Source organism: Sphaerisporangium sp. NPDC088356 (assembly GCF_040685555.1).
Classification (GTDB): domain Bacteria; phylum Actinomycetota; class Actinomycetes; order Streptosporangiales; family Streptosporangiaceae; genus Sphaerisporangium.
On sequence record NZ_JBFBIK010000102.1, the window covers coordinates 1 to 26,498 of the forward strand.

24 protein-coding genes are annotated in these 26,498 nt (G+C 69.8%); 7 read left to right on the forward strand and 17 right to left on the reverse strand.

The features are described from left to right. Window positions 1–26 precede the first annotated feature (26 nt). Window positions 27–1,931 carry a 1-deoxy-D-xylulose-5-phosphate synthase gene (dxs, locus tag AB0O34_RS28345; protein WP_363920507.1) on the reverse strand — a complete coding sequence of 635 codons (1,905 nt, stop codon included), beginning with the start codon at window positions 1,929–1,931 and terminating at the stop codon, window positions 27–29. Between the two features lie 244 nt (window positions 1,932–2,175). On the opposite strand from dxs, the gene AB0O34_RS28350 reads away from it, so the two are divergent. Next, on the forward strand, window positions 2,176–2,964 hold the full coding sequence (locus AB0O34_RS28350) for a neutral zinc metallopeptidase (RefSeq protein ID WP_363920462.1): 789 nt from the start codon (window positions 2,176–2,178) through the stop codon (window positions 2,962–2,964). An 85-nt stretch (window positions 2,965–3,049) separates the two neighbouring features. Then, window positions 3,050–3,853: a neutral zinc metallopeptidase gene (locus tag AB0O34_RS28355; RefSeq protein WP_363920464.1), complete on the forward strand. Its 804-nt coding sequence runs from the start codon at window positions 3,050–3,052 to the stop codon at window positions 3,851–3,853. Between the two features lie 45 nt (window positions 3,854–3,898). Here AB0O34_RS28355 and AB0O34_RS28360 read toward each other — a convergent pair whose 3' ends face one another. The 8 genes from AB0O34_RS28360 to AB0O34_RS28395 form a co-directional block, all read right to left on the reverse strand. Then, a complete protein-coding gene (locus tag AB0O34_RS28360) occupies window positions 3,899–5,098 on the reverse strand; it encodes an ROK family transcriptional regulator (protein WP_363920509.1) in 1,200 nt (399 codons plus the stop codon). Between the two features lie 178 nt (window positions 5,099–5,276). Further along, entirely contained in the window at window positions 5,277–6,530 is a 1,254-nt protein-coding gene (locus AB0O34_RS28365) for an ABC transporter permease (protein ID WP_363920466.1), read from the reverse strand. Beyond that, window positions 6,527–7,303: an ATP-binding cassette domain-containing protein gene (locus AB0O34_RS28370; RefSeq protein ID WP_363920468.1), complete on the reverse strand. Its 777-nt coding sequence runs from the start codon at window positions 7,301–7,303 to the stop codon at window positions 6,527–6,529. The genes AB0O34_RS28365 and AB0O34_RS28370 overlap by 4 nt, the downstream gene beginning before the upstream one ends. Before the next feature lie 96 nt (window positions 7,304–7,399). Beyond that, entirely contained in the window at window positions 7,400–8,521 is a 1,122-nt protein-coding gene (locus AB0O34_RS28375; protein ID WP_363920470.1) for a substrate-binding domain-containing protein, read from the reverse strand. A gap of 229 nt (window positions 8,522–8,750) precedes the next feature. Next, entirely contained in the window at window positions 8,751–9,476 is a 726-nt protein-coding gene (locus tag AB0O34_RS28380) for a sulfite exporter TauE/SafE family protein (protein ID WP_363920472.1), read from the reverse strand. A 75-nt stretch (window positions 9,477–9,551) separates the two neighbouring features. Continuing rightward, window positions 9,552–10,640 carry a cytochrome P450 gene (locus AB0O34_RS28385; RefSeq protein WP_363920474.1) on the reverse strand — a complete coding sequence of 363 codons (1,089 nt, stop codon included), beginning with the start codon at window positions 10,638–10,640 and terminating at the stop codon, window positions 9,552–9,554. 682 nt (window positions 10,641–11,322) lie between these two features. Further along, on the reverse strand, window positions 11,323–14,142 hold the full coding sequence (locus AB0O34_RS28390) for an aconitate hydratase (protein WP_363920476.1): 2,820 nt from the start codon (window positions 14,140–14,142) through the stop codon (window positions 11,323–11,325). Window positions 14,143–14,343: 201 nt separating this feature from the next. Then, window positions 14,344–15,075, reverse strand: a complete 732-nt coding sequence (locus tag AB0O34_RS28395) for a metal-dependent hydrolase (protein WP_363920478.1) — start codon at window positions 15,073–15,075, stop codon at window positions 14,344–14,346. 411 nt (window positions 15,076–15,486) lie between these two features. Here AB0O34_RS28395 and AB0O34_RS28400 point away from each other — a divergent pair, with 411 nt between their 5' ends. The 3 genes from AB0O34_RS28400 (at window position 15,487) to AB0O34_RS28410 (ending at window position 17,653) form a co-directional block, all read left to right on the forward strand. Beyond that, window positions 15,487–16,218, forward strand: a complete 732-nt coding sequence (locus AB0O34_RS28400; protein ID WP_363920480.1) for a PadR family transcriptional regulator — start codon at window positions 15,487–15,489, stop codon at window positions 16,216–16,218. Window positions 16,219–16,224: 6 nt separating this feature from the next. Beyond that, window positions 16,225–16,740, forward strand: coding sequence for a DUF1707 domain-containing protein (locus tag AB0O34_RS28405; protein ID WP_363920482.1), 516 nt, complete (start codon window positions 16,225–16,227; stop codon window positions 16,738–16,740). A gap of 316 nt (window positions 16,741–17,056) precedes the next feature. After that, window positions 17,057–17,653 carry a DUF6879 family protein gene (locus AB0O34_RS28410; RefSeq protein ID WP_363920484.1) on the forward strand — a complete coding sequence of 199 codons (597 nt, stop codon included), beginning with the start codon at window positions 17,057–17,059 and terminating at the stop codon, window positions 17,651–17,653. Between the two features lie 31 nt (window positions 17,654–17,684). On the opposite strand, the gene AB0O34_RS28415 is transcribed toward AB0O34_RS28410, so the two are convergent. From AB0O34_RS28415 to AB0O34_RS28425, 3 genes are all read right to left on the reverse strand, one after another. Then, window positions 17,685–20,198: a polynucleotide kinase-phosphatase gene (locus tag AB0O34_RS28415; RefSeq protein ID WP_363920486.1), complete on the reverse strand. Its 2,514-nt coding sequence runs from the start codon at window positions 20,196–20,198 to the stop codon at window positions 17,685–17,687. Then, a complete protein-coding gene (locus tag AB0O34_RS28420; RefSeq protein ID WP_363920488.1) occupies window positions 20,191–21,711 on the reverse strand; it encodes a 3' terminal RNA ribose 2'-O-methyltransferase Hen1 in 1,521 nt (506 codons plus the stop codon). Before AB0O34_RS28420 ends, AB0O34_RS28415 begins: the two co-directional genes overlap by 8 nt. Window positions 21,712–21,783: 72 nt before the next feature. Then, window positions 21,784–22,707: an LLM class F420-dependent oxidoreductase gene (locus AB0O34_RS28425; RefSeq protein ID WP_363920490.1), complete on the reverse strand. Its 924-nt coding sequence runs from the start codon at window positions 22,705–22,707 to the stop codon at window positions 21,784–21,786. Between the two features lie 85 nt (window positions 22,708–22,792). On the opposite strand from AB0O34_RS28425, the gene ligD reads away from it, so the two are divergent. Further along, window positions 22,793–23,827 (forward strand): non-homologous end-joining DNA ligase, encoded by a 1,035-nt coding sequence (gene ligD, locus AB0O34_RS28430; RefSeq protein WP_363920493.1) that lies wholly within the window; start codon window positions 22,793–22,795, stop codon window positions 23,825–23,827. Here ligD and AB0O34_RS28435 read toward each other — a convergent pair. Continuing rightward, window positions 23,790–23,987 (reverse strand): transposase, encoded by a 198-nt coding sequence (locus tag AB0O34_RS28435; RefSeq protein ID WP_363920495.1) that lies wholly within the window; start codon window positions 23,985–23,987, stop codon window positions 23,790–23,792. The genes ligD and AB0O34_RS28435 overlap by 38 nt on opposite strands. Window positions 23,988–24,174: 187 nt before the next feature. Between AB0O34_RS28435 and AB0O34_RS28440 the strand changes: the two genes are divergently transcribed. Further along, window positions 24,175–24,624, forward strand: coding sequence for an ester cyclase (locus tag AB0O34_RS28440; protein WP_363920497.1), 450 nt, complete (start codon window positions 24,175–24,177; stop codon window positions 24,622–24,624). Window positions 24,625–24,643: 19 nt separating this feature from the next. Here the strand turns inward: AB0O34_RS28440 and AB0O34_RS28445 are convergent, their stop codons facing one another. The 4 genes from AB0O34_RS28445 to AB0O34_RS28460 form a co-directional block, all read right to left on the reverse strand. Then, on the reverse strand, window positions 24,644–25,042 hold the full coding sequence (locus AB0O34_RS28445) for a transposase (RefSeq protein ID WP_363920499.1): 399 nt from the start codon (window positions 25,040–25,042) through the stop codon (window positions 24,644–24,646). After that, the gene (locus AB0O34_RS28450) at window positions 24,958–25,224 is read right to left on the reverse strand and encodes a hypothetical protein (RefSeq protein ID WP_363920501.1); all 267 of its coding nucleotides are present in this window, start codon (window positions 25,222–25,224) and stop codon (window positions 24,958–24,960) included. Before AB0O34_RS28450 ends, AB0O34_RS28445 begins: the two co-directional genes overlap by 85 nt. 105 nt (window positions 25,225–25,329) lie before the next feature. After that, window positions 25,330–26,256, reverse strand: a complete 927-nt coding sequence (locus AB0O34_RS28455) for a MerR family transcriptional regulator (RefSeq protein ID WP_363920503.1) — start codon at window positions 26,254–26,256, stop codon at window positions 25,330–25,332. Then, the coding region (locus tag AB0O34_RS28460) for a hypothetical protein (RefSeq protein WP_363920505.1) at window positions 26,249–26,498 on the reverse strand (250 nt) is incomplete at its 5' end. The genes AB0O34_RS28455 and AB0O34_RS28460, both read right to left, overlap by 8 nt.

The following is a 26,498-nucleotide window of genomic DNA, read 5'->3' on the forward strand; positions in this document are numbered from 1 at the left end:
GCCGGCCGGCCCCGTGGAGCGGGGTGTCAGCGCGCGGGGTCGCCCTCCAGCATCGGCGAGCGCCTGGCGACCGCCTCGGTGATCTCCCGCGCGAGATCCTGGCCGGTGAGGCCGATCTCCGCGAGGATCTTGGCCCGCTTGGCGTGGTCGAGGAACCGCTGCGGGATGCCGAAGGTGCGTACCGGGACGTCGACGCCCGCGTCCCTGAGCAGGCGGGCCACCGCGTCGCCCACCGCCCCGACGCGGCCGTTGTCCTCGACGACGGCGACGAGCTTGTGCGCCGCGGCGGCGGCGACCAGGGCCTCGGGAAGGGGCTTGACCCAGCGGGGGTCGACCACGGTGGCCGAGATGCCCTGCGCGTCCAGCAGCCTGGCGGCGTCCAGCGCGGCCTGGGCCATCGGGCCGGCGGCCACCAGCAGCACGTCGGCCCCGTCGCCCGCCTGCCGCAGGATGTCCATCTCGCCGAGCCTGCCCACGGCCTCGATCTCGGCGCCGACCGCTCCCTTGGGGAACCGGACCACGGTGGGGCCGTCGCCGATCTCGACCGCCTCGGCGAGCAGCTCGCGCAGCCGCGCGGCGTCGCGGGGCACGGCGATCGAGAGCCCCGGGATCACCTGGAGGATCGACAGGTCCCACATGCCGTTGTGGCTGGCGCCGTCGTCGCCGGTGACGCCCGCGCGGTCGAGCACGACCGTGACCGGCAGGCGGTGCAGGGCGACGTCCATCAGAAGCTGGTCGAAGGCGCGGTTGAGGAACGTGGCGTAGAGCGCGACCACCGGGTGCAGGCCGCCGAGCGCGAGACCCGCCGCGCTGGTCAGGGCGTGCTGCTCGGCGATGCCGACGTCGTAGGTGCGCTCGGGGTAGGCGTCGGCGAACGCGGCGAGGCCGGTGGGGTGGAGCATGGCGGCGGTGATGGCCACGATGTCGTCGCGCTCGGCGCCGAGGCGCACGAGCTCCTGGCTGAACACGTTGGTCCAGCTGTGGGGCTTGGGCTGCTCCTCGCCGGTCAGCGGGTCGAACGGCTGCGGCGAGTGGAAGCAGTCTTCGTCGTGGTTCTCGGCGGGCGAGTAGCCGTACCCCTTGGTGGTGAGGACGTGCACGATGACCGGCCCGCGGAAGTCGCGTGCCTTGCGCAGCGCGACCTCGACCGCCTGCTCGTCGTGGCCGTCGATCGGGCCGACGTACTTCAGGCCGAGGTCCTCGAACATCACCTGGGGCGCGAGGACGTCCTTGATGCCCTTCTTGACGCCGTGCAGGGTCTCGTACAGCGGGCTGCCGACCACGGGCACCCGGCCGAGGTTCTGCTTGACGAACTCCAGCACGTGCTCGTAGTTCTGGGTCATGCGTAGCGACGCCAGGTGGGTGGCCAGGCCGCCGATCGTCGGGGAGTAGGACCTGCCGTTGTCGTTGACGACGATCACGAGCGGGAGGTCGGGGTCCTTGGCGTGCCCGGCGATGTTGTTGAGCGCCTCCCAGGCCATGCCGCCGGTCAGCGCGCCGTCGCCGATCACCGCGACGACCGTGCGGCCGGTGTCGCCCCGCAGCTTGTACGCCTTGGCCAGCCCGTCGGCGTAGGACAGGGCGGTCGAGGCGTGGGAGTTCTCGATGACGTCGTGGTCGGACTCGGCCTGGCTCGGGTAGCCCGACAGGCCGCCCTCCTGGCGGAGCGTGACGAAGTCGGCCGCGCGCCCGGTGAGCATCTTGTGGACGTAGGCCTGGTGACCGGTGTCCCACAGGATGCGGTCGGACGGCGAGTCGAAGACCCGGTGCAGCGCGATGGTCAGCTCGACGACCCCGAGGTTCGGGCCGAGGTGGCCTCCGATGCGCGAGGTGGCGTCGATCAGGAGGTCACGCAACTCGGCGGCGAGGGCCGGCAGCTCGTCGGCCTCCAAACGCTTGAGATCTCCCGGACCCTTCACGGACTCCAGCAGGCCGGCCCGCCCTGCGCCCGAACCGTTGGTTCGCTGGCTCCGCTCGCTCACGGAATCATCCCCTCCGCCTGTTGTCGACCAGCCCGAGTCTATTTGCCCGGATGCCCGTCCCAGCGGCGCTCCGGCCTCGCCTAAGCGTCCCACTCTGCGGACACCCTTGGGTCAACCTCTCGAAACCTCCCGGACTTGTCCACATTAGATCGGTTTTACGTCGAGTGTGCCGCTCACGTACCCTCACGGAACCATGCGAAAGCACTCCGTTGTCCTCCTTCTCGTCGTGATCGCCAGCTTGCTCCTGGGCGGCACGGCCAACGCCGCCCAGGTGGGCTTCCCGATCAGGAACGCGGACATCCTCACCAAGAACGCCCTGTACGCCTCAGGCCGCCTGCCAGCCACTCCGTGCCCCGAACCGGCGGTCCAGGCGGGGAACGTGGCGTCGGCGCGGAACTATCTGACGACGCTCGTGAAGTGCCTGAACGGTACGTGGGCGGCCCAGTTCGCGAAGGCTCGCATGCCCTTCAGCAAGCCCCGTGTGACGTTCATCACCAAGCCCCAGAAGATCTGCGGCGGCAAGTGGGGCAAGAACGTCCAGGCCATCTACTGCAACGCGAGCCGCCGCATCGTCGTCATGCTCGACAGTGCCGTCGTCGACGATCCGTCGGACCTGTTCCTCATGGACGTGATCGCCCACGAGTACGGCCACCACGTGCAGAACATCGCGGGCATGTGGCGCGCCTTCGACCGGCTCCCCAGCAACGGCAAGGCGGAGTACTACGAGCAGTCGCGCAGGCACGAGTTGCAGGGCGAGTGCCTGGCCGGGGCCTTCATAGCCAGCGTCTGGACCTCGCTGCACCGTACGGGCGCGGACTGGAAGACCCTGCTCGGCGACGACCGGGAGAGCGGCGACGAGACGGGCGACGTCCGCGACCACGGCAAGGGAGCCAACATCGCGAACTGGCTCGACCGGGGCTTCAAGGCCGCCGGCCCCGCCGCGTGCAACACCTGGATCGCCGGCTCGGCGATGGTGGCCTAGAGGCCCCCGCCCGTCGACCACCCCCGAGCGGGAAGTGCCGTATTTATCGATCTTTGAACGGACATAGCGGCTAGCCTGCTCTGCTGTGATCACTCGCAAGCTCTCCATCGCGCTGTTCGCCGGGCTGCTGGCGAGCCCCTTCCTGGCGGGCACGGCGCACGCCGCCCCGGCGTCTTTGGCCGCCTATCCGATCGGGAACACGGCCGCGCTGACAAAGAGCCCTCTCTACACCTCCGGCGGGCTCCCCCGGTCGAGCTGCCCGGAGCGGGCGGTCACGCCCGGCAGCGTGGCCTCGGCCAAGAGCTACGTCACGCCGCTGTTCACCTGCCTCAACGAGTCGTGGGCCGCCCAGCTGAAGAAGGCACGCATCCCCTTCTCCAAGCCGCGCCTGCAGTTCATCTCCAGGCCGCAACGAGCATGCGGCCAGAAGTGGCCCACCCACGCCCAGGGGATCTACTGCCCGTCGTACCGGCGGATCGTCGTCCTGCTCGACAAGCACCTGACCAGGCAGGCCGAGGACCTGTTCCTGATGGACGTCATCGCCCACGAGTACGGCCACCACGTGCAGAACATCTCGGGGATCGAGCGCGGGTTCGACCGCCTGCGCCACCGGAGCAAGACCGAGTACGACGAGCAGCTCCGGCGGCTCGAGCTCCAGGCGGAGTGCTTCGCGGGAGCGTTCATCGGCAGCGTCTGGGACTCCCTGGACCGGACGGCCGACGACTGGGACTTCCTGCTCGACGCCACTCGCGAGAGCGGCGACGAGAACAACAAGGTCCGCGACCACGGCAAGGGCCGTAACATCGCCAACTGGCTGAGCCGCGGCTACAAGGCCGCCGGTCCCGCCGCGTGCAACACCTGGGTCGCCGGCTCGGCGATGGTCGCCTAGGGCCGTCCGAGTTCGCGCTCGATCCGGCGCCGCCGGGCGCAAGCGCTAGGGGCCGACGCGGGCGAGGGCGTCCAGGGGGTCGGCGAGCACCTGGGCGAAGGCCAGCTCGGCGGCGCCCACCAGGGTGGTGTCGTCGCCGAGCATCGGGGTGCGCAGCCGCAGGCTCTCGCGGGAGGCGTGCAGGACGTCGGTGGTGATCCGGCTGCGCACCTGGGCCGCCGAGCCCAGGTAGATCTCCCTGAGCATGCCCCCGAAGATGACCATCTCCGGGTTGAGGATGTTCACCAGGTTGGCGACGCCGAGGCCCAGCCAGTCGCCCACGCGGGCGAGCGCGTCCTGGGCGACGATGTCGCCGCGGTCGGCGGCGTCCACGACGGCTCGTACGGCGTCGCGCCCGATGTCGGCGCCGAAGCGGCCGGCCGCCTCCAGCAGCGCCCGCTCCCCCACCTCGGCCTCCAGGCAGCCGCGCGACCCGCAGCCGCAGGGCCGGCCGCCGGCGTTGACGACCATGTGGCCGACCTCGCCCCCGTAGCCGCCCTGGCCGCCCAGAAGCTGGCCCGCGGCGATGATGCCGCCCCCGATGCCGACGTCCCCGTGCAGGTAGATGAGGTCGCGGCAGCCCACGCCCACCCCGCGCGCCTGCTCCGCGAGCGCGCCCAGGTTGGCGTCGTTGCCCACGGCGACGGGGATGCCCAGCCCGAGCCTGCTCTCCAGCTCCTCGCCGAGAGGGATGTCCTGGACCCCCATGTTGGGGCTGAACCGGACGACGCCGTCGGAGCTGCGCACCCCGCCGCTGAACGCCACCCCCGCCCCGACGCAGACCGTGTCGGAGCGGGTCTTCTTCAGCATCTGCCCGGTGAAGGACGCCAGGCGCCCGACGACGCGGTCCATGACGAAGGGCCCGCGCTCCCGGATGGCCTCGCGGCGGTCGAGGATCACGCCGCCCAGCCCGACCCGGGCGGCCACCAGCCTGTCGACGCCGATGTCGAACGCCAGGACGTACACCCGGGGCTCGGGCCTGACCACCAGCGACGGGCGCCCGGCCCGGCCGGTCTCCGTCGGGAGCTCCTCGCGCACGAGGCCCGCCGCGGTCAGGTCGGCGGTGAGCGCCATGATGGTGCTGCGGTTGAGCCCCATCTTGGTGGTGAGCTCGGATCGGGACGTGGGCCCGCTCAGGTGGACATGGCGCAGGAGGACACCGAGGTTGTGGCGCCGGATCTCCTCCTGTGAGGGCCCCGCGCGCATCATCCGTGGACCTCTGGTTCCTTCGTGCGATCAGATCGGGGGCAGGGCCCGCCGCCGCGGCGGGCCCGCATCAGCACCGCCGCGGGTGTTCATGTGAACACCCTTGACGTCGACCTTGGCAACTCGTGGCGCGGGCGTGACCTCCGTGCGTCATGTCAGGGCCGGCCTGGACCGGACCTCACCTCAGGCCGGAGGCCGCGGCGCGCTTGCGGGACAGGGCGTCGACCCCGGCGGCCAGCAGCAGGACCGATCCGGTGACGATGTACTTCACGCTGGCGCTGTAGCCCATCAGGCCCATGCCGTTGTTGATGACCGCGACCACGGCTCCGCCGAGGACCGCGTCGATCACCCTTCCCTTGCCTCCGAAAAGGCTCGTGCCGCCGATGACGGCGGCTCCGACCGCGAACAGCAGCACGTCGCTGCCGCCCGTGCTCGGGTCGACGGAGCTCGCCTGAGAGGCCAGGACGATGCCGCCGATAGAGGCCATGCCGGAGCAGATGACGAAGGCGCTGATGCGGATGCGGTCCACCCGGATACCGGCGCGGCGCGCCGCCTCGGCGTTGCCGCCGACGGCGTAGATGTGCCGGCCGAAGGCCGTGCGGCGCAGCACGAACGTCCAGAACACCAGCAGCGCGAGGATCAGGGGGACGACGATCGGCACGCCCTTGAGCGAGACGAGCAAGGCGTTGCGGCTGCGCTCCAGGTTCAGGGCGTAGACCGCGAACCCGCCGAGGACCGCCAGCAGGCCCACCCGGAAGGCGATGACCGTGGCGGGATCCGCCGTGAGGCCCCTGCCGGCGCGGCGCCGCGATCGCACGATCTGGATCAGGGCGTACACCACGACGCACACCGCGTACAGGATCCAGCCGAGGATGGGCGGCAGATACCTGTTCTCGATCGCGATGATCACCGGCTCGCGGATCGCGATGTTGTTGCCCTCGTTGACCAGGACCAGCAGCAGGCCCTGGAATGCCAGGAAGGCGGCCAGCGTCACCACGAACGACGGGACGCCGAGCTTGGCGACCAGCGCGCCGAGCGCGAGCCCGATCACCATTCCGGTGACGATCGCCGCGGCGACGCTGAGGTACCAGGGCAGGCCGTGGTTGGTCATGGCGACGGCGAGCACCGCCGCGCAGACGCCGCTGGTGTATCCGGCGGACAGGTCGATCTCGCCGAGCAGCAGGACGAAGATCAGCCCCATGGCGATCAGGCTGATCGCGGCGCCCTGCGTGAACAGGTTGGCGAAGTTGGTCGCCGACAGGAACACCGGCCGCAGGATCGCGAAGGCCGTGCAGAGCACGACCAGCCCGAGGATGGCGGGCAGGGCCCCCATGTCACCGCCTCGGACCCGGGCCACGTAGCCGCGGAAGTTGCCGCCGATGCTGGGGGCCTGCGCGGCGGCCTTCTGTCCGGGAAGCATCGTCGTACTCATGCGGTGACTCCGTTGACGTTCTGCAGGCCGAGCTCGCCGCTGCGCCCCGAGGTGATGAGCTCGACGACCTGTGAATGGGTGACATCGGCGGTCTTCACCTGCGCGGCCATCCGGCCGAGGTACAGGGCCGCGACGCGGTCCGACACGGCGAAGACGTCGTTCATGTTGTGCGAGATGAGGACCACCGCCAAGCCGTTGTCGGCCAGCCGGCGCACCAGCTCCAGCACCTGGGCGGTCTGGGCGACGCCGAGCGCCGCCGTGGGCTCGTCCAGGATGACGACCTTGCTGTTCCACAGCACGGCCTTGGCGATGGCGACCGTCTGCCGCTGACCGCCCGACAGGCTGGAGACGAGCTGGCGGATCGACTGGACGGTGCGGACCGACAGGCTGTCGAGGGTCTTGACCGCCATCTCCTCCATCGTCGCCTCGTCGAGGACCAGCCCGCTGGTCTTCTCCCTGCCGAGGAACATGTTCTGGACGATGTCGAGGTTGTCGCAGAGGGCGAGATCCTGGTAGACGATCTCGATGCCGAGCTCGGCCGCCTCACGGGGGCTCGTGACCTGGACGGGCTTGCCGTCGAACAGGAACTCCCCCGCGTCGATCGCGTAGGTCCCGCCGATGCACTTGACGAGGGTGGACTTGCCTGCGCCGTTGTCGCCGACCAGCGCGGTGACCTCACCGGTGTGCGCGGAGAAGGCGACGTCGTGCAGGACCTGCACCGGGCCGAAGCTCTTGTCGAGCCCGCGGATCTCCAGAACGGGTTGGGATGACACTTTGCTCCTCAGTGCTGACGGTACGGCCTGCGTCCCGCTGGGGAGACCTCCTGTGGAGGCCTCCCCCGGGTACGCGATCCGTACCGAACCTCGCTGCTACTGGACTCCGGCCTCGGTGCACTTGGCGGCGAACTCGCCCTTGCACAGCTCGTCCTTGGTGACGAAGCCGTCGGCGACGACGTCCTTGACGTTGTCGAAGGTGATCGACTGCGGGTCCAGCAGGACAGAGGGGACGTCCTGGTTGGTCTCGGTGTCCTTGACCGTGCCGTTGACGGTCGGCTTCTCACCCTTGGCCAGCGCGATGGCCAGCTCCGCGGCCGCGTCGGCCTCCTTCTTGACCGCCTTGTAGACCGTCATGCACTGGTCGCCGTTGAGGATGTTCTGCAGGCCCTGGACGCCGGCGTCCTGACCGGTCACCGGCACCTTGCCGTTGAGCTTCTGCTTCTTGAGCACGGTGATGGCGGCGTTGCCGAGGTTGTCGTTGGCCGCGAGCACACCGGCGATCTTCGGGGAGGAGGTCAGCATCTGCTCGAAGATCGTGCCGCCCTTGACCGGGTCCCAGTCCGGCACGGACTGGTCCGGGCCCTTCTCGAACTCGCCCGAGTCGTACTTGGGCTTGAGCACGCCGTCGTAGCCCGCCTTGAACAGCGTGGCGTTGTTGTCGGTCGGCGAGCCGTTGAGCTCGGCGATCAGCGGCTTGTCGACCTTCTTGTCGGCGAGGCACTTGACCAGGCCCTCACCCTGAAGGGTGCCGACCTTGGTGTTGTCGAAGCTCACGTAGTACGAGGCGCCGCCGCCGAGCGTCAGGCGGTCGTAGTCGATGACCGGCACACCCTGGGCCTTGGCCTTGTCGATGACGGCCTTGCCGGTGCCGCTGTCCAGGTTGACGATCGCGAGCACCGTGGCACCGTTGGTGATCATCTGGTCGGCGATCGTCTGGAAGGCGGTCTTGTCGTTCTGGGCGTTCTGGATGTCGTAGGCGACACCCGCGGTCTTGAAGGCCTCTTCGAGGTACTTGTGGTCCGCGGTCTCCCAGCGGGGCGACGACTTGCTGTCGGGAAGGATGACACCGATCTTGCCCGGCTTGGCGGCGGCCGAGGAGGCGGGAGCGCCGCTGCTCGCAGCGTCGGTCGTGTCACCGCTGTCGCCCCCGCAGGCGGTAAGACCGAGAGAGAGCGCCGCCGCGGCGGCTGTCAGGCCGAGGATCCCCTTGCGCATTGGTGCACCGGGTCCTTTCTGCATGAATGGCCACTTCGTGGGGTGGCGTGGGGGTCTGTTGGGGGTGCCCGGCCGAGCTCTGACCGGGGGAAGCAACGGCTTCGACCGGGTCTCGGCTTGGCCGTTTCTTTGAATGTTGTTTGCGGCAACGTATTCCTCCCCGAGCCCGCGCGCCAGACCTCCGGCGGGCAAAGTTTGTTGTCGCCGGTAACAATCAGGAAACGCAAGATTAACCGGCCAGGCTCTGCGTGATCAGCACGAAGGCCGAGGCCGCGGCCACCAGGAGAATCCCGGCGCGCACCCGCCCGCCGTCCAGGAAACGCCGCAGTGGCCCCGAGACGGCGAACCCCGCGACCATGAAAGGGATGAGCGCCGCCCCCGCGAGCGCCGACCGGCCGGGCAGCCTGCCCACCGAGGCGAGGATGGCCAGGGACTGCGCGGCCGAGAGGAAGAAGTACATCGCCAGGGTCGCCCGGATGCGCGGCCCTGAGGCGTGCTGGTAGACGATCCCCATGGGCGGGCCGCCGATGCCGGTCGCCGTGCCGGTGATGCCGGACACGAAGCCCGCGGCGGTCAGCGTCGCCCCGTTCCTCGGGATCGCGACCGCCGACACGGTCACCGCCACCGCGACCAGCACCATGGCGCCGACGAAGATCCCAAGGGTCTGGGTGCTGACGTAGACGACGATGACCGCGCCGATGGCGCTGCCCGGCAGCCTGCCGAGCAGCGCGAAGCCGAGACCGCGCCAGTCGACCCCGCGCCACTCGGTGGCAAGGGTGAACAGCGGCAGCGTGACGTTGACGATCTGGATGGCGCCGGGCATCACGGTGGGATCGAGCACGGTGATGATCGGCGCCGCCACCAGCCCCAGCCCGAACCCCACACCTCCCTGGACGATGGCTCCGACAAATACCGCTAAACCACCCAGAAACAGGAGAATTACCTCATGACTCATGCGTGGCACGGTAGATGCTGATCACCTACCACCCGCAACCGGTTATCCGGCCAGGTCAGCGGTCGCCGGCGCCCGCTACCAGGCGACCGGCAGCCGGTGCACGCCGTAGATGGCCATGGTCGACCGCGTCGCCACCTCCTCGGGAGGCACGGCGAGGCGCAGGCCGGGGAAGCGCCGCAGCAGCGCGGGGTAGCCGATGCGCATCTCGACGCGGGCGAGCTGCTGCCCGAGGCACTGGTGGACGCCGTGGCCGAAGGCCAGATGCCCCGTCCCCGGCCGCGTGAGGTCGAGCGTGTCGGGGTCCTCGAAGTGGCCGGGGTCACGGTTGGCGGCGGCCAGGGACACCGTCACCGTCTCGCCCGCCTTGATCACCTGGCCCTCGATCTCGACGTCCTCCTTGGCCGCGCGGATGGCGCCCAGGTGGACGATGGTGAGGTACCGCAGCAGCTCCTCGACGGCGGTCGAGGCCAGGGATGGGTCGTCACGCAGGGCGGCCAGCTGCGCGGGATTCCGCAGCAGCGTGAACGTGCCCAGCGCGAGCATGTTGGCGGTGGTCTCGTGGCCGGCGACCAGCAAGAGCATGGCCACGCCGGTGATCTCCTCCTTGGTGAGCTGCCGGGCCGACACCAGGCCGCTGATCAGGTCGTCGCCCGGCTCGGCGCGCCTGTGGTCCACCAGCTCCCGCATGTAGCCCATCAGGTCGTCCAACGCCTCGCGCACCTGCTCGGGCGTCGAGTCGAGGTCGAGCATCACCCGGGACCGCCGCTGGAACCTGTGGTGCCCGCTGTACGGCACGCCGAGCAGCTCGCAGATCACCAGCGAGGGGATCGGCAGCGCGAACTCCTCCACCAGGTCGGCCGGCGGTCCCGCCTGCTCCATGGCGTCCAGCCGGTCGGAGGTGATCTGCTCGATCCTCGGCTCCAGCCGCTTCATGTGGTGCACGGTGAACTGGCCGGTGAGCTGCCTGCGGAAGCGGGTGTGCTCGGGCGGGTCCGCCTGCAGGAAGAATCCCGGCACCTCGGCGAGCAGCTCCTGGGTGACGCGCTCGCCGATCGGCGGGTGCAGCATGCTCGGGTCGGTGGTGAAGCGGTGGTCGGCGAGCACCGCGCGGGCGGCTGCGTGGCCTGTCACCAGCCAGCCCACGTGCCCGTCGGTATAGAGCATCGGACGGATCGGTCCCTCTTCGCGCCACCGGCGCAGATCCTGCGGCGGATCGAAGGGATTCTGACGATCGAGGGGAAGTGCCACCGGGCTCGACATGGCGTGCGTCATCCTGTATTCCTCCCTTTTCTTCATAAGACACTACAAGCCTCGAAATGTCGGCGAATTAAGGGAGTTATCGCTTGTGGTCAAATTTGCCGACGATCACGCCTTTCCTGCGTCGTAGCCGGTCACCGGCGTGCGAAGGCTCCCAGAAGCACGCCGGAAGCACGCCGCCACGGGTACGTCCGGCCCGGCGTGCCGAATAAACCCCTCGACGGAGAAAATCCCCCGAGCCCCGGCGGCCTTCAGCACATAATCACCATGAAACCGGCCAAGCCTCCGCCAATACCAGAACGTTTCACGACATATCACCACGGCGCGGTGACTTTATCGCGCGAAGAAGGACCACCCTGCCGCCGAGAGCGGTGCGCGCGGGCCGCGGCGCCCTTCGACGCGCCTCCGGAGCCGGCGAGCGTACGCGGAGCGGGGGCCCGCCGGAGCAGGGGCCCGCCGGAGCAGGGGCCCGCCGGAGCAGGGGCCCGCCGGAACGCGGGACAGCCCGGCGGATGGGTGTTCCGCCGGGCTGTCCTCTGTGCGGGAGTGAACCCCCGAGAGCGGGGCCTCAGGCCCCGCCTTACCCTGCTCAGCTCTTGGCGAGCAGGGAGCGCAGGACGTACTGCATGATGCCGCCGTGGCGGTAGTAGTCGGCCTCTCCGGGCGTGTCGATGCGCACGACGGCCTGGAACTCCTGGTCGCCCGCCTTGACCGTGACGGTCGCCGGGGTCGTGCCGGAGTTGAGCTCCTCGACACCGGTGATGTCGAAGGTCTCCTCGCCCGTCAGGCCCAGCGAGGCGGCGCTCTCGCCCTCCGGGAACTGCAGCGGAAGCACGCCCATGCCGATCAGGTTGGAGCGGTGGATGCGCTCGTAGGACTCGGCGATGACGGCGCGCACACCGAGCAACGCCGTGCCCTTGGCCGCCCAGTCGCGCGAGGAGCCGGAGCCGTACTCCTTGCCCGCCAGCACGACCAGCGGGACGCCGGCCGCCTGGTAGTTCACCGAGGCGTCGTAGATCGCTACGACCGGGCCGCCGTCCTTGGTGAAGTCGCGGGTGAAGCCGCCCTCGGTGCCCGGCGCGATCTGGTTGCGCAGGCGGATGTTGGCGAACGTGCCCCGGATCATGACCTCGTGGTTGCCGCGCCGGGAGCCGTAGGAGTTGAAGTCCTTCAGCTGGACGCCGTTCTCCTTGAGGTAGCGCCCGGCGGGCGAGTCGGACTTGATGGAGCCGGCCGGGGAGATGTGGTCGGTCGTGACCGAGTCGCCGAGCAGCGCCAGCATCCGGGCGCCGTGGATGTCGGTCACGGCCTCCGGCTTGCTCGGCATGCCGTCGAAGTACGGCGCCTTGCGCACGTAGGTCGAGGACGGGTCCCACTCGAAGGTGTCACCGGTCGGGATCGGCAGCGAGCGCCAGGCCTCGTCGCCCTTGAACACGTCGGCGTAGTCGCGCTTGAACATGTCCTCGCCGATCGAGGAGTTGACGACCTCGGCGATCTCCTCGGTGGAGGGCCAGATGTCCGCGAGGAACACCGGCTCGCCGTCCGCGCCTGTGCCGAGCGGCTCGGTGTTCAGGTCGAGGTCCATCGTGCCCGCGAGGGCGTACGCGACGACCAGCGGCGGCGAGGCGAGGTAGTTCATCTTGACGTCGGGGTTGATCCGGCCCTCGAAGTTGCGGTTGCCGGACAGCACGGCGGTGACGGCCAGGTCGCCGGACTGGACCGCCTCGGAGATCTCCTCGGGCAGCGGGCCGGAGTTGCCGATGCAGGTGGTGCATCCGTAGCCGACCAGGTTGAAGCCCAGCTTGTCGAGGTAGGGCGTGAGCCCGGAGCGCTCGAAGTACCCGGTGACGACCTGCGAGCCCGGGGCCAGCGAGGTCTTCACCCACGGCTTGCGGGTGAGCCCCTTGTCGACGGCGTTCCTGGCCAGCAGGGCCGCGCCGATCATGACGTACGGGTTGGAGGTGTTGGTGCAGGAGGTGATCGCGGCGATGACCACGGCGCCGTGGTCGATCTCGAACGACGTGCCGTCGGCCAGCGTGACCGGGGTGGGCCTGCGCGGCCGGCCGTGGCCCGCCTCCGAGCCGGGCACGGTGGCGGCGAGCGGCCTGTCCTCCTGCTTGTCGTGCCCGTTCGCGCTGGCGTTGGAGGCCGGCGAGTCGGAGGCGGGGAAGGACTCCTTGCCCTCCTCGTCCGTGCCGTTGGCGTCGGGGACGAAGACGCGCACGTCACGGCGCCAGGTCTCCTTGGCCGAGGACAGCGCGATGCGGTCCTGCGGGCGCTTCGGTCCGGCGATGGAGGGGACGACGGTCGACAGGTCGAGCTCGATGTACTCGGAGAAGACCGGCTCGATGGAGGGGTCGTGCCAGAGGCCCTGCTCCTTGGCGTACGACTCGACCAGCGCGACCTGCTCGGCGCTGCGGCCGGTGAGCTTGAGGTACTTCACCGTCTCGTCGTCGATCGGGAAGATCGCGCAGGTGGAGCCGAACTCGGGGCTCATGTTGCCGATCGTGGCCCGGTTGGCCAGCGGCACGGCGGTGACACCGTCGCCGTAGAACTCGACGAACTTGCCGACGACGCCGTGCTGCCGCAGCATCTCGGTGATCCGCAGGACCAGGTCGGTCGCGGTCGCGCCCGGAGGCAGCTGGCCGGTGAGCTTGAAGCCGACCACGCGCGGGATGAGCATGGAGATCGGCTGGCCGAGCATCGCGGCCTCGGCCTCGATGCCGCCGACGCCCCAGCCGAGCACGCCGAGGCCGTTCTCCATGGTGGTGTGGGAGTCGGTGCCGACGCAGGTGTCGGGGTAAGCGGCCACCACCGCCTTGCCGTCCTTTTCGGCACCTCGCGTCATCACGACGCGGGCGAGGTGCTCGATGTTGACCTGGTGCACGATGCCGGTGCCCGGCGGGACGACCTTGAACTCGTCGAACGCGGTCTGGCCCCAGCGCAGGAACTGGTAGCGCTCGTGGTTGCGCTCGTACTCGCGGTCGACGTTGCGCTGGAAGGAGTCGGGGCCGCCGAAGAAGTCGACGATGACGGAGTGGTCGATGACCATCTCGGCCGGGGCGAGCGGGTTGATCTTGCCCGCGTCGCCGCCGAGGTCGCGTACGGCCTCACGCATGGTGGCCAGGTCGACCACGCAGGGCACGCCGGTGAAGTCCTGCATGATCACGCGTCCGGGCGTGAACTGGATCTCCACGCTCGGCGCCGCGGTGGGGTCCCACCCGCCCACGGCGCGGATGTGGTCGGCGGTGATGTTCGCGCCGTCCTCCGTGCGCAGCAGGTTCTCCAGCAGGATCTTCAAGCTGTACGGGAGGCGTTCCGACCCCTCGACGGCGTCCAGCCGGTAGATCTCGTAAGCCGCGTCACCGACGCGGAGGGTGTCACGGCTGCCGAAGCTGTTCGCGGACACGGAGACTCGCCTCCCTCATTTCACGCTCATCGCCACTGATGGTGGGGCGAACAGTTTGCCTGGTTCGCCCCATAGATCCTGCCGCACCGGTGGAGTGCCATCGCCAGTTAGGCTGCCCTAACCACCCGGAGCACAGCAAATCTCTCGATATCAAGATATCCCTCAGGATATCTCGACATCAAGTTACTCACCAGTAGGCAGTCAGACGGACGCGGGCATGAGGCGTACCGCCAGCAGGCCTATCACGACGACCGACAGCACGGGGCCCAGGATCTTGATCTCGAACGCCCTGCCGGTCTTGATCCCGATGCGGTAGGGCAGGACCCACCGATGCTTCACCGGCCACAGCACCGGGCATCCTCGCTCGGTCAGGCAGTCGCCCACCACGTGGGCGAGGCATCCGACCGCGACGGCGAGGCCCAGCCAGAGATAGCCCACGTCGCGGGAGTGGAACAGGACGAACGTCCCCGCGGTGAGGCCGATGTTCACCAGCGCCGAGGTGATGGTCTTGCCGGGGACGCCGATGCCGATCGACCGCAGTGCCAGCCCGATCATCAGGACGACCACGACGTCGCGGCCGATCGGGTAGTGGTCGGCCAGCAGGTGGCAGCCGACGCCGGCGACGAGGGCGAACAGCAGCGAATGGGTGGCGTGCCGGTGCCCCCCGCTGGCCCAGTTGAACGCCTTGCTCAGCACCCAGGTGGCCGGGCCGAACGTCTGGGCGATCGTGGCGTGCGGATGGTCGAGGTCGGGGAGCATCGCCGCGCCCGCGCAGACCAGAGCCCCGGCGATCAGCTCGCCGGGCGAGAGCACGTTGGCCACCACGGGCGTCAGTTCGCCCGCGAGCCCTCCGAGCGTCGGAAGCGCCGTGAGCCCGGGCGCGATGAGCAGCCAGGCGGCGGCGCCACTCAGCGCGTGGGTATGTCCCATCATGCGTAGATCACGATCGGGCACCCTACGGCAAAATCTCCGCCATCCGGCGGAACCCCCTCGGTAACCGGGCGGCGTGTCGCCACCGGCCGGAGTCGCGCCTGATCAGAGCCATGGGGTATGGCGGGAAAGACAGACGGGACCGTTCCGCTCCAAGAGCACCCCCCAGCCCTCTCAGAGCAGAACGATCCCGTCCGAAACCTGATAACGCTCGGACCTCGAGGTCTGTTCCCGGTCTCGCGTGATCTGCGTCACTTCCTTCGAAATCGGCCACAGTTCGTGGGCTCCCGGCCATTCCGTACGGGCGCGCACGACTTCTTCATGGCGATGGGTTGTCTTTAAGAACGTTCGCGATATATCGTTGAGGCATCGAGAACGGTCGAAAGTCGATCGTCACTTGCAAGGGGGAAAGACATGACCCACACGTATCCGATCGGAGGCGCGCCCTGGGCTGACCCGCGCGCCATGAAGGGCGCCGCGCTCGCCGCGCTCGGGTCCATGGCCGCCGCCTGGCACCAGGGACACCATCACGGCCCGCAGGGCCACCCTCAGGACGAAGAGGGCCGCGAGCGCCGGTTCCGGGGGCACCGGGGACCGCGCCCCTTCTCCTGGGACTTCGGGCGAGGCCAGTTCGGGCCCGGTTTCGGGTTCGGCGGCGGGCGCCCGCCGTTCGGCAGAGGCGGCCGCAAGGCCAAGCGGGGCGACGTCCGCGCCGCCATCCTGGCCCTGCTGGCCGAGGAGCCGCGCAACGGCTACCAGGTGATCCAGGAGATCGCCCAGCGCAGCGAGGGAGGCTGGAAGCCGAGCCCCGGCGCGGTCTACCCGGCGCTGCAGCAGCTCACCGACGAGGGCCTGGTGCGCGCCGAGGAGACCGACGGCCGCAAGACCTTCCAGCTCACCGAGGCGGGCCTCGCCTACGTGAGCGAGCACCCCGAGGAGGTGCGCGCCCCCTGGGAGGACATGACGCCGAACGTCGACGACAGTGTTTACGAACTCTTCGATTTGTCGCGCCAGGCCGCCGCGGCGCTCTTCCAGATCGCGCAGACTGGCAGTGACGGGCAAATCGGGCAGGCGAAGCAGATCTTGGCCGAGACGCGGCGCAAGCTCTACCAGATCCTGGCCGACGGCGACACCTCGGAGGAGTGACCCTCGATGACCTCGCGGGACGATCTGCGGATCGGTGACGCGGAACGCGACGAGGTGATGACCGCCCTGCGCGAGCACTTCGCGCAGGGCCGGCTCACCCACGCCGAACTGGACGAACGACTCGACACCGCCCTCGCGGCCCGCACCGCGGGCGACCTGCGGCAGGTGACGGCCGACCTACCCGGCCCGTCCGCACCGCGCCCCGTCGAGTACGCCCGGGGGCGTGCCGACGGCTGGGCGCCGCCGCACCACGCCGACCTCGCCACCTGGGGGCACCACATGGCGAGCAGGGCTGAGGTGCGCCGCGAGCGGTTCGAGCGGGGGCGCCGGCACCACGGCAGGCCCCCGGTCTTCCTGTTCGTGCTCGCGTTCATCCTCATCGTGTCGTCGGTCTCCGGGTTGATCGGGCCGCTGCTCGGGGTGGTCAAGGTGCTGTTCTTCATGGGGCTCTTCTTCGCCCTGCTGAGGATGGCGCACCACCGGCACCACGTGCGCGATCCCCGTCTCGGGCGCCGCCGCTGAGGCCCCTTCCGGGCCCATCGAGTGTCACGGCCGGGCGGACCTTTCAGGTCCGCCCGGCTTCGCCGTGTGCGACCTCCGCCGGTGATTTGGGTCTTGACGCTCCCAGTCAGCCGTCTCATGATCGGCCTGTCTTGCCGACCGCCGCCGTTTCCGGGTTTCGGTTCATGTGGGTCCGGGCATGGTGGCGCACGTTCTCCGCGATTACCTCTCGCCACCGGCCCTGTGGCGAACCGCCGAGGGCTCCGCACCCACGAACGAGGAGTAGCCGATGGTCCCGATAACGGACAATCAATTAGATTGCCACGTTTTCGAGCGGGTGCGCGAAGCAGAGGCGGCGGCGATGCCGCCGGAGGTGTACGGACCGGAGTTCCGCGAGGCCTACGAGAGCGCCGACGGCGTGGTGTGGAAGCTGGAGCGCGCGCAGAACTTCTACGAGCCCTACGAGGCGAGCTGGGTGGCGATGACCGAGGGCGATTGGGACCGTTCCCTCCAGTTGGTGGATGAGTTGCGCGGCTCGCTGCGCGCCGAGTACGACGGGTACGCCGAGTTCCGGCGCGTCCGCGTCGTCGAGAAGCCGATCACGCCTTACATGCAGTGGGAGCTGCACGTCCTCGCCGCGCGCACCGAGGCCGGAGAGCGGGCCAGGGTCGTGCCCGCCTCCGCCGTCCGGCCCTTCGAGCGGTCCCGGCCGCTCCCCGAGCTGCTGGTCTTCGAGTCCACCCTGATGTACGAGGTGCTCTACGACGCCGCCGGCACCCACCTCGGCGGTCGCCGCATCACCGACCACGACGTCGTCGAGCCGTGCCTCGCCGCCCTGATCGCGCTGTACGAGCAGGGCGAGGAGCTCGCGGACTACCACCGGCGCGAGGTCGTGCCCCTGCCCGCCCCCGCCGTCCGGCCGCTCGCCTCCTGACGCGGGGTCCGCGGGCTCGTCCGGCGTCGCCTCAGAGCCGGGGGTCGACCGGCTCTGACTCAAGGGCCAGCACCGCGAAGACGGCCTCGTGCACCCGCCAGAGCGGTTCGCCGCCGGCCAGCCGTGCCAGCGACTCAAGACCGAGGGCGTGCTCGCGCAGGGCCAGCGACCGCTTCCTGCCGAGGAACCTGCGGCGCAGCACGTCCAGGCTCTCGGTGTAGTCGGGTCCGTAGATGATCCGGAGGTACTCGCGCCCGCGCACCTTCACGCCCGGCTGCACCCGGCCGGGCACGGGGTGCGCGGGCTTGACGACCATGCCCTCTCCCCCGGACTCGGTGAGCGAGGTCCACCACTCGGTGGCCGCCGCCCGCGACTCCTCCGACTCCAGCGAGACGAAGACGTGCCTGGTCTGGGTGATGAGATCGGAGTTGAGGCGCGCGAGCCTCGCCAGGTGCCAGGAGTGCGGCTCGTCCCCCGCCGTCGCCCTTCCCTCCACCGCGAGGATCTGGAACGGCGCCAGCCGTACTCCGGACAGGCCGGAGACCGGCCAGCAGTACCGCGCGTAGGCGTCCCTGAAGCGGGCGGCGTTGCCGGAGCGGCGCCGGGTGCGACCCAGGAGATCGCCCACATCCAGACCACGCCCGGCCGCCGCCTCCAACGCGGCAACGGCATCGGGCAGGGCCGCGCGGGCCGCCGCGCCCACCGACGCGTACTGCTCGCGGATCAGGCTGCCCGCCTTCGCCGACCAGGGCAGCAGCTCGGCGTCCAGCACCATCCAGCCGGTGCCGAGCTCCTCCCAGAGCCCGGCCTCCGACACCGCCGCCCTCAGCCCGTCCACCAGCCCGGCCGTCAGGGCGGGGTCGTCGAAGAACGGCCGTCCGGTACGGGTGTGCACGGTGCCGCAGGTGCCGTCCGTGACCCCGAACCGCGCCTCGGCGGCCTCCGGGGTGCGGGTCAGCACGACGACGGCCCGCGAGCCCATGTGCTTCTCCTCGCACACCACCTCGGTGACCCCGGCCCTGTGGAACTCCTCGAACGCCTCGGCGGGGTGCTCCAGGTAGCCGTCCAGCGACGAGGTCTCCGGTGGGGCCATGGTCGGCGGCAGGTAGACCAGCCAGCGCGGGTCGACGGCGAACCGGCTCATGATCTCCAGCGCGGCGGCGGAGTTCTCCTCCCGGATCTTGATCTTGCCGCCGGTGCGGACCTCCACGTACCGGGTTCCCTGGACGTCGCCGATGTCCAGCAGCCCGGGATCGCGCTGGGCGTCCGGGGCCAGCGGCCGGGCGGGCTCGTACCAGACCCGCTCCGCCGGGACCGAGACCAGCTCCCGCGTGGGGTAGCGAAGGGCGGTCAGCTTCCCGCCGAACACGCAGCCGGTGTCCAGGCAGATCGTGTTGTTGACCCACTCGGGCTCGGGGATCGGCGTGTGGCCGTACACGACCATGGCGCGGCCCCGGTAGTCCTTGGCCCACGGGTACCGCACCGGCAGGCCGTACTCGTCGGTCTCGCCGGTCGTGTCGCCGTAGAGCGCGAAGGAGCGCACCCGGCCGGAGGCGCGGCCGTGGTAGGCCTCCTTCAGCCCGGCGTGGGCCACCACCAGCGCGCCGCCGTCGAGCTGGTAGTGGCTGATCAGGCCGTCCATGAAGGCCTTGGCGGCGTCGCGGAACTCCTCCGGCTCGCCGGCGAGCTGCTCCAGAGACCGCTCAAGGCCGTGCGCGATCGTGACCTTGCGGCCGTTCAGCGCCCGGACGAGCTTCTGCTCGTGGTTGCCGGACACGCACAGCGCCGTCCCGGCCGCCACCATGCCCATGACCAGCCGCAGGACGCCCGGCGAGTCGGGGCCTCGGTCGACGAGGTCGCCGACGAAGACGGCGGTCCTTCCCTCCGGGTGCTCGGCCCCCACGGGCCTTCCCGCGTCGTCGCGGTGCAGCTTCCATCCGAGCTCGATGAGCAGCGTCTCCAGCTCGGCGCGGCAGCCGTGCACGTCCCCGACGAAGTCGAACGGCCCGGTCAGCTCGCGCCGGTCCGTCCAGGCCTTCTCGTAGGTGATCGTGGTGTCGTCGATGGCCTCGCCCCGCAGCACGTGCACGCGCCGGAAGCCGTCCCTGGAGATCTTGGACAGCGACCGCCGCAGGTCCTTGCGCTGCCGGGTGATCACGTGGGCGCCGAAGGCCCTGTCTGGACGCAGGGCGTTGCGCGCGACCGCGACCTCCTCAGGCACGTCCAGCACGATCGCGTCCACGAGCACGTCGTGGCTCTTCGCCAGCTCGACGAGCTTCCTGCGGGCCTCCCACTGGACGTTGGTGGCGTCCACGACCGTGAACAGCCCCCGGCGGAGGCGGGTGCCGACGATGTAGTGCAGCACGTCGAAGGCGTCCGGGGTCGCCTCCTGGTCGTTCTCGTCGTCGGCTACCAGGCCCCTGCAGAAGTCCGAGGAGATCACCTGGGTCGGTTTGAAGTGCCTGCGGGCGAACGTCGACTTGCCGCTTCCCGACACGCCCACCAGCAGGACGAGCGACAGCTTGGGCACGCTGATCTCAGCCACGGCCGAACACCCCCATCTGGGTCGGCGGCCCGACCTCTGGATCGACCTCGCCGACCGGCCGGTACGTCACGCGGTAGCCGTACTCCCGGCAGACGCCCTCGGCCCAGGCGGTGAACTCCGCGCGGGTCCACTCGAAGCGGTGGTCCGGGTGGCGCATGCCGGTCAGGAACTCGTACCGGACGTTGTACTCGCTGTTGGGCGTCGTCACGACCACCAGCCCCGGCCTCGCGGTGCCGAAGACCACGCGCTCCAGGGCGGCCAGGCGGGGCGGGTCGACGTGCTCCACGACCTCCATCAGCACGGCCGCGTCGTACCCGGCGAACCGCTCGTCGGTGTAGGTGAGCGCGCCCTGGAACAGGTGCAGGCGGGCCATCCGCGCGTCGGGCATCCGGTCGAGCTTGAGGCGGCGGGCGGCCACGGCCAGCGCGCGCGCCGAGACGTCCACGCCTGTGACCCTGGCGAACTCGGGATTCTTCAGCAGCTCGCCGACCAGCTGGCCGGAGCCGCAGCCGAGGTCGATGACGGTACGCGCCCGCGCCTCGGTGAGCACCTCGACCACCGCCTCCCTGCGCAGCAGGTTGAGCGGCGCGCGGGCGGGCCGGCCGGGCTCCACGTCCACGGCCTCTGTGGCGTCCGCGGCGTCTGTGGCGTCCGCGGCGTCTACCGGCTCCACGGTCTCCGGCCGGATCGTCTCAGCGGCCGGGCCGGTGTTTCCAGGCGGGGGCGGGTCGGTGGCCTCCTCCTCGATGGGGGGCTCCAGGTCCTCCTCGACGTCGTCGCCCAGCTCGGCCAGGCGGGCGAAGGCGGTGTTCGTCAGGCTCCTGCGGCGGCCGAGGTAGCGGCGCGTGATCCGCCCGCGCTCCGGGTGGGACGCCAGCCAGCCCTCCCCCGCACGGATCAGCTTTTCCACCTCGTCGGAGGCCATCCAGTAGTGCTTGGCGTCGTCGAGCACCGGGAACATGACGTACAGCTGGTTCAGGGCGTCGGCCAGCCGCACCGGCCCGCGCAGCACGAGCCGTACATATCTCGAATCGCCCCACTCGGGGAACCCGTCGTCGAGCGGGACGGCGTGCGCCTCCACCTGCCAGCCGAGCGGCTCGAACAGCTGCCGCGCGAGCTCTGGGCCGCCCCGGCAAGGCAGCGCGGGCACCGTCACCTCCAGCTCGATCGGCCCGGCCGCCAGCTCGGGCCTGGCCTTGCACTGACCCGCGCGCGCGGTCCTGAAGACGTCCGCGAGCGCGACGGCCAGCATCGAGGAGGCCGCGTACGGGCGGTCGTTGACGTACTGGCCAAGGCTGAAGTCGGGCGAGGACGTGCCGCGGGAGCGCACCAGCCGGATCGGATCGACCTCGACCATCAGCGCGGCCGTACAGCGCTCCTCGGTGGCCTCGGGGTAGAACACCCGGGCCACGCCGAACGACTGCTCGAACTCCTGGACGCGGTCCGGGTGTTTGTGCAGCAGGAAGCCGAGATCGGTGGCCGGCCGCGTGGTCGTCGAGATGGTCAGGAGCACATTGCCCGATCTTTCCCTATCGCCCATCACACCGGCCACCTGTTTGAGCGGCTCGCCCTGGTAGGCCCCGGTTCAGACGTGCGGCAGGATCTCCGCCGCGATCAGCTCCAGGTGCTCGATGTCCGACATATCGAGCATCTGGAGGTACATCCGCTCGGTGCCGGCCTCGGCGAACTTGCCGATCTTGTCCAGGACCTCCTCCGGCGTGCCCGCCAGGCCGTTCTCCCGCAGCTCGGAGACCTCGCGGCCGATCGCCGCCGCCCTGCGGGCGATCTCGGCCTCGTCGGCGCCGACGCACACGACCTGGGCGGCCGACAGGACGATCGAGTAACGGCCGGCGTTCTCGCACGCCTCCCGTACCCGGACGAACGCCGCGGCGGTCTCCTCCAGGCTGTTGAAGGGCACGTTGTACTCGTCGGCGAACTTCGCGGCGATCCGGGGCGTCCGCTTCGCGCCCGTACCCCCGATGATCACCGGCGGGCGGGGATCCTGCGCGGGCTTGGGCAGGGCCGGGGAGTCGGCGAGCCGGTAGTACGCGCCCTCGAAGGAGTACGTGTCGCCCGGCTTGGTGGTCCACAGCCCGGTGATGATCTCCAGCTGTTCCTCGAAGCGGGCGAAACGCTCACCCAGCGGCGGGAACGGGATTCCGTACGCCTTGTGCTCCGCGTCGAACCAGCCCGTGCCGAAGCCGAACTCGACGCGCCCGCCGCTCATCTGGTCCACCTGCGCGACGCTGATGGCGAGCGGGCCGGGCAGCCGGAAGGTCGCGGCCGTGACCAGCGTGCCGAGGCGGATGGTTTCGGTCTCACGGGCGAGCGCGCCGAGCGTCACCCAGGAGTCGGTCGGGCCGGGTTCCGGGTCGCCGTCGTCCATGCGAAGGTAGTGGTCGGAACGGAAGAAGGCGTCATACCCGAGGCGCTCGGCGGCCTGCGCCACCCGCAGCTGGTCCTCGTACGAAGCCCCCTGCTGGGGCTCTGTGAAGATCCTTAATCTCATAAGCCCATTATCGGCCACTCCAGAACCAATCTTCGGGGTGGTGTAGGGGTTCGTGCGCATCTCCCCAGTGGGTAAGAAAGCGCCCATGGGGGGACTTCCTGCCTACACGCCGATGCTCGCCCAGCTGGGACCGCTCCCGCCGCCGGGCGAGGATGACGCCTGGGGTCACGAGATGAAGTGGGACGGCGTGCGGGCCCTCGCGTACGTCGAGAACTCCGCCCTCAGGCTCATCTCCCGCACCGGCAAGGAGGTCACGGTCGCCTACCCCGAGCTGTACGCGCTGGCGGGCGCGGTCGGCGGCCACGATGTCGTGCTCGACGGGGAGATCGTCGCCTTCGACGAGGCGGGCCGCCCCAGCTTCTCGGCGCTCCAGCCCCGCATGCACCAGCGGCGCGAGGAGCGTGTGCGCAAGCTGGCCCAGACCATCCCGGTGACGTACATGCTGTTCGACATCCTCCACGTCGGCACCCAGTCCTCCATCGCCCTTCCGTACGTGCGGCGCAGGGAACTGCTGGAGGACATCGTCTCGGCGGGGGCCCGCTGGCAGGTGCCCGCGTGGTTCCGTGACGACGGCTCCCATGCCCTTGACCTGAGCCGCCGGCTCGGCATGGAGGGGATCGTCTCCAAGCGGCTGCAGTCCCCGTACCGGCCGGGCAGGCGATCCCCGGAGTGGACCAAGGTCAAGAACTTCCGCGCGCAGGAGGTCGTGATCGGGGGCTGGACGCCGGGGCGCGGCCGGCGGTCGTCGACGATCGGCTCACTGCTGCTCGGCGTCCACAAGGGCGACCAGCTCATCTACGCGGGCAACGTCGGCACCGGCTTCACCGAGGAGACGCTCAGGGAGCTCGGCTCGATCCTCGCCCCGCTCTCGCGGGCCACCCCTCCGTTCGACGCCCCGGTGCCCCGCGAGCAGGCCAGGGACGCCCGGTGGGTGGAGCCGGTGCTGGTGGGCGAGGTGCAGTACGCGGAGTGGACGCCCGACGGAAGGCTGCGGCATCCGTCCTGGCGCGGCCTGCGCGACGACAAGTCCCCGGAGAACGTCACCCGCGAGCCCGAAACGCTCACCGCCCGCAGACCGGACGTCACCCGCGCGGGCGAGCCGCCGCGGAGGGCAGGCTGACGAGCTCGACCAGCTCGTCCAGATCGACGTACTTCGTGACCTCGGCCACCGAGCGGCAGTAGGCGACCAGGATTCCGTGCTGGCGCACCCGCAGCAGCGTCCGCCCGTCGAGCCTGATCGGCTCGATCTCGTACCCGTTGCTCCCCACCCATCGCGACATGCCGGAATGATAAGAAACCGCAGGTCAAACGCGGGCAAAACATGTCAGTCCATCGAGTTACCGAGGACGCCGGCCGATCGGCGAGAGCCGCCCCCCTCATGAAAACCACGCTATCGTGACGAAGCATGACATATCCGCCTATCTCGCCCGGTCGGCCGCAGCACTAATCCCGAGAAGGACCATCCAGATGTCTGATCTTCTTCGTGCCCTGGACCGGCTGAGAAAGACCTTCAACCGTCACGATCTCGACGCGCTGGCCGAGTGCTTCAGCCCGCGGGCGGTCCTGGTCGCGCCGGACGGCATAGGTCAGGACAGGGATGAGATCGCTTCCTATTACGGCCAGTTCATCGAGGCCTTCCCTGACTCGGCGTGCACGCCGCAGTCGGTGCACGAGACAGGCGACACCGTCATAGCGGAGTACACGCTCACTGGCACCCACAAGGGACCGTTCATCGTGCCCGGCGGAGGGGTGCTCGAAGCGACCGGACGCCCGATCACCGTCCGCGCGTGCTGCCTGTCGTACGTGGAGGACGGCCTCATCGCCAGCCACCGCATCTACTACGACCAGCTGGAGCTGGCAGCCCAACTAGGCGGCTCCCTGACCTTCGAAGAACCAGAGCTCCTGACAGAACGCTAGATGATCGATTCCAAGGGGTTCAGTGATCGTAGGCGGTCAGTGCGCACATGACTGGCTGGCCGGTGTGGTCGTTGTGCCAGATGGCGGCGGTGAGCGCGAGGATGCGCTGCAGGACGCGGACGGCCACGCCGCCCGGGGTGCGACCGCGGTGTCGTTCGAGGTCGAGCTGGCCCTTGAAGGTCTCGTTGATCGACTCAATGACCTGCCGCAGCGGCTTGAACAGTTGCGATCCGGCCCGCTGGGTCTCACCCTTGCGGGCCGGCCGCAGCAGTCGGATGTCCAGCTCGGTGAGCTGTTGCTCGAACTCGCGGCCGAAGTAGTTCTTGTCGCCGATCAGTACCTGGCCCGGGCGCTCGGCGGTGAATTGCGGCTCGACGGCGAGCAGGTCCAGCAGAGTCTCACGCTCAGCCGCAGCCACCGGGCCTCGGAGGTGAAGCCGAGCATCGCCTGCATCATTGCCAAGGTCACCAGCTCCGCGTCGCTGAGCTGCGGTGCGATGCCTACTGTCGGCCGCCAGGGGGCGAGCTGTGGCGAATCCTTCAGCAGGTAGTCGGTCTTTGAATAAAGCGCGGTCGCAAGGAAGTCCAGATCGGCATCCACTGGTCCTCCACGTTGGGTGCTTGCGGCCATGAGGCGGTGCTCCCGTCCCGGGCGGTGCAAATCGCCGGGAAGGGGGCACCAAGGTGGGCCGGAACCCACGCCGGTTCAGCCGTGCGCTCGCAGGGCCTGCGCCAGCCATTGATAGTCCGGCGTCGTCGTCGGGCGTGGCTGCTCACCGCGGATGAGCGCCAACAGCTGCCAGTAGCGCTCGGCCTGCGCGTCCAGGCCCGCCTCGATACGCTCCAGAACCTCGGCGCGGCGGGGTGCGCCAGCGCCCGTACCGAGGAGTTCGTCGAGGACCCCCGCGGCCTCGGCCGACTGAGGAGCGACGCCGCGCTCACGGGCCGCGCCGGCGAGCAGGGCGACCTTCCTGGCGAAGAACATGAAGGCGCCGGGCTGCTGGCCGGGGCCCGTCTGGGCGCGGCCCGTGGCATTATGCTCCATCATGCGGCGCATGCGTCGGCGGAAGTCCGGGTCGGTAACCAGTTCCGCGAGTTCGACCCACGCGTCGACCTGTTCCGACGTGGGGTCGTCCGGCAGCCCCGGCATGGTGCTGCGCATCCGCTCGTACAACTGTGGGTCGGCGTCCAGACCGCTGAAGACCTCGTCCGCGAAGTCCTCGATGATTGCGCTGCGCTCCTGGGCGGAGAGCCTTGCCAGCTTGTTCATCAGTTCTATCTCCTCGGTACCGGATTGCCGCCTGGCCACCGTGCTCAGCACGGCCCGGCTCAGTCGCAGGGCCCGGATCTGTGCGTCCAGGGCCCGCACATGGACGGCAGCGACGGCCGCGACGGTCGTCTCCCGCTGCATCACCCGCCGCACCTCCGCGTGACCCAGCCCCAGCTCGCGCAGGGTGCGCACAAGCTGGAGTCGGGCGACGGACTCGGTGCCGTAGAGCCGGAAGCCGGCACTGGTGCGGCCGTCCAGGGGCAGCGCCCCGATATCGGACCAGTAGCGGATGGTGCGCACCGACAGTCCGGTGCGATGGGAGAGCTGTCCGATGGTGAGCAGCTCACGGCCTTCGTCATTCACACGAGAAGTGTGGACGTTCCAGCCGCTGGAGATTCAAGTGAATCTTGGCACCGATCTTCACCGCGATCCGGCGCAACGTCCACACCATCCAGCCGGTCATGCGACCACTGATCGCCTTCGATCGCCGAACCCCTTGGAATCGATCATCTAGCGAGCCAATCCGCCCCGGGCAGCCAGCCCGGGGCGGCACGGCCCCGGCATGTTGACGATTTAAGTTCGTATGGTCCGATAGCTGCCGTTCA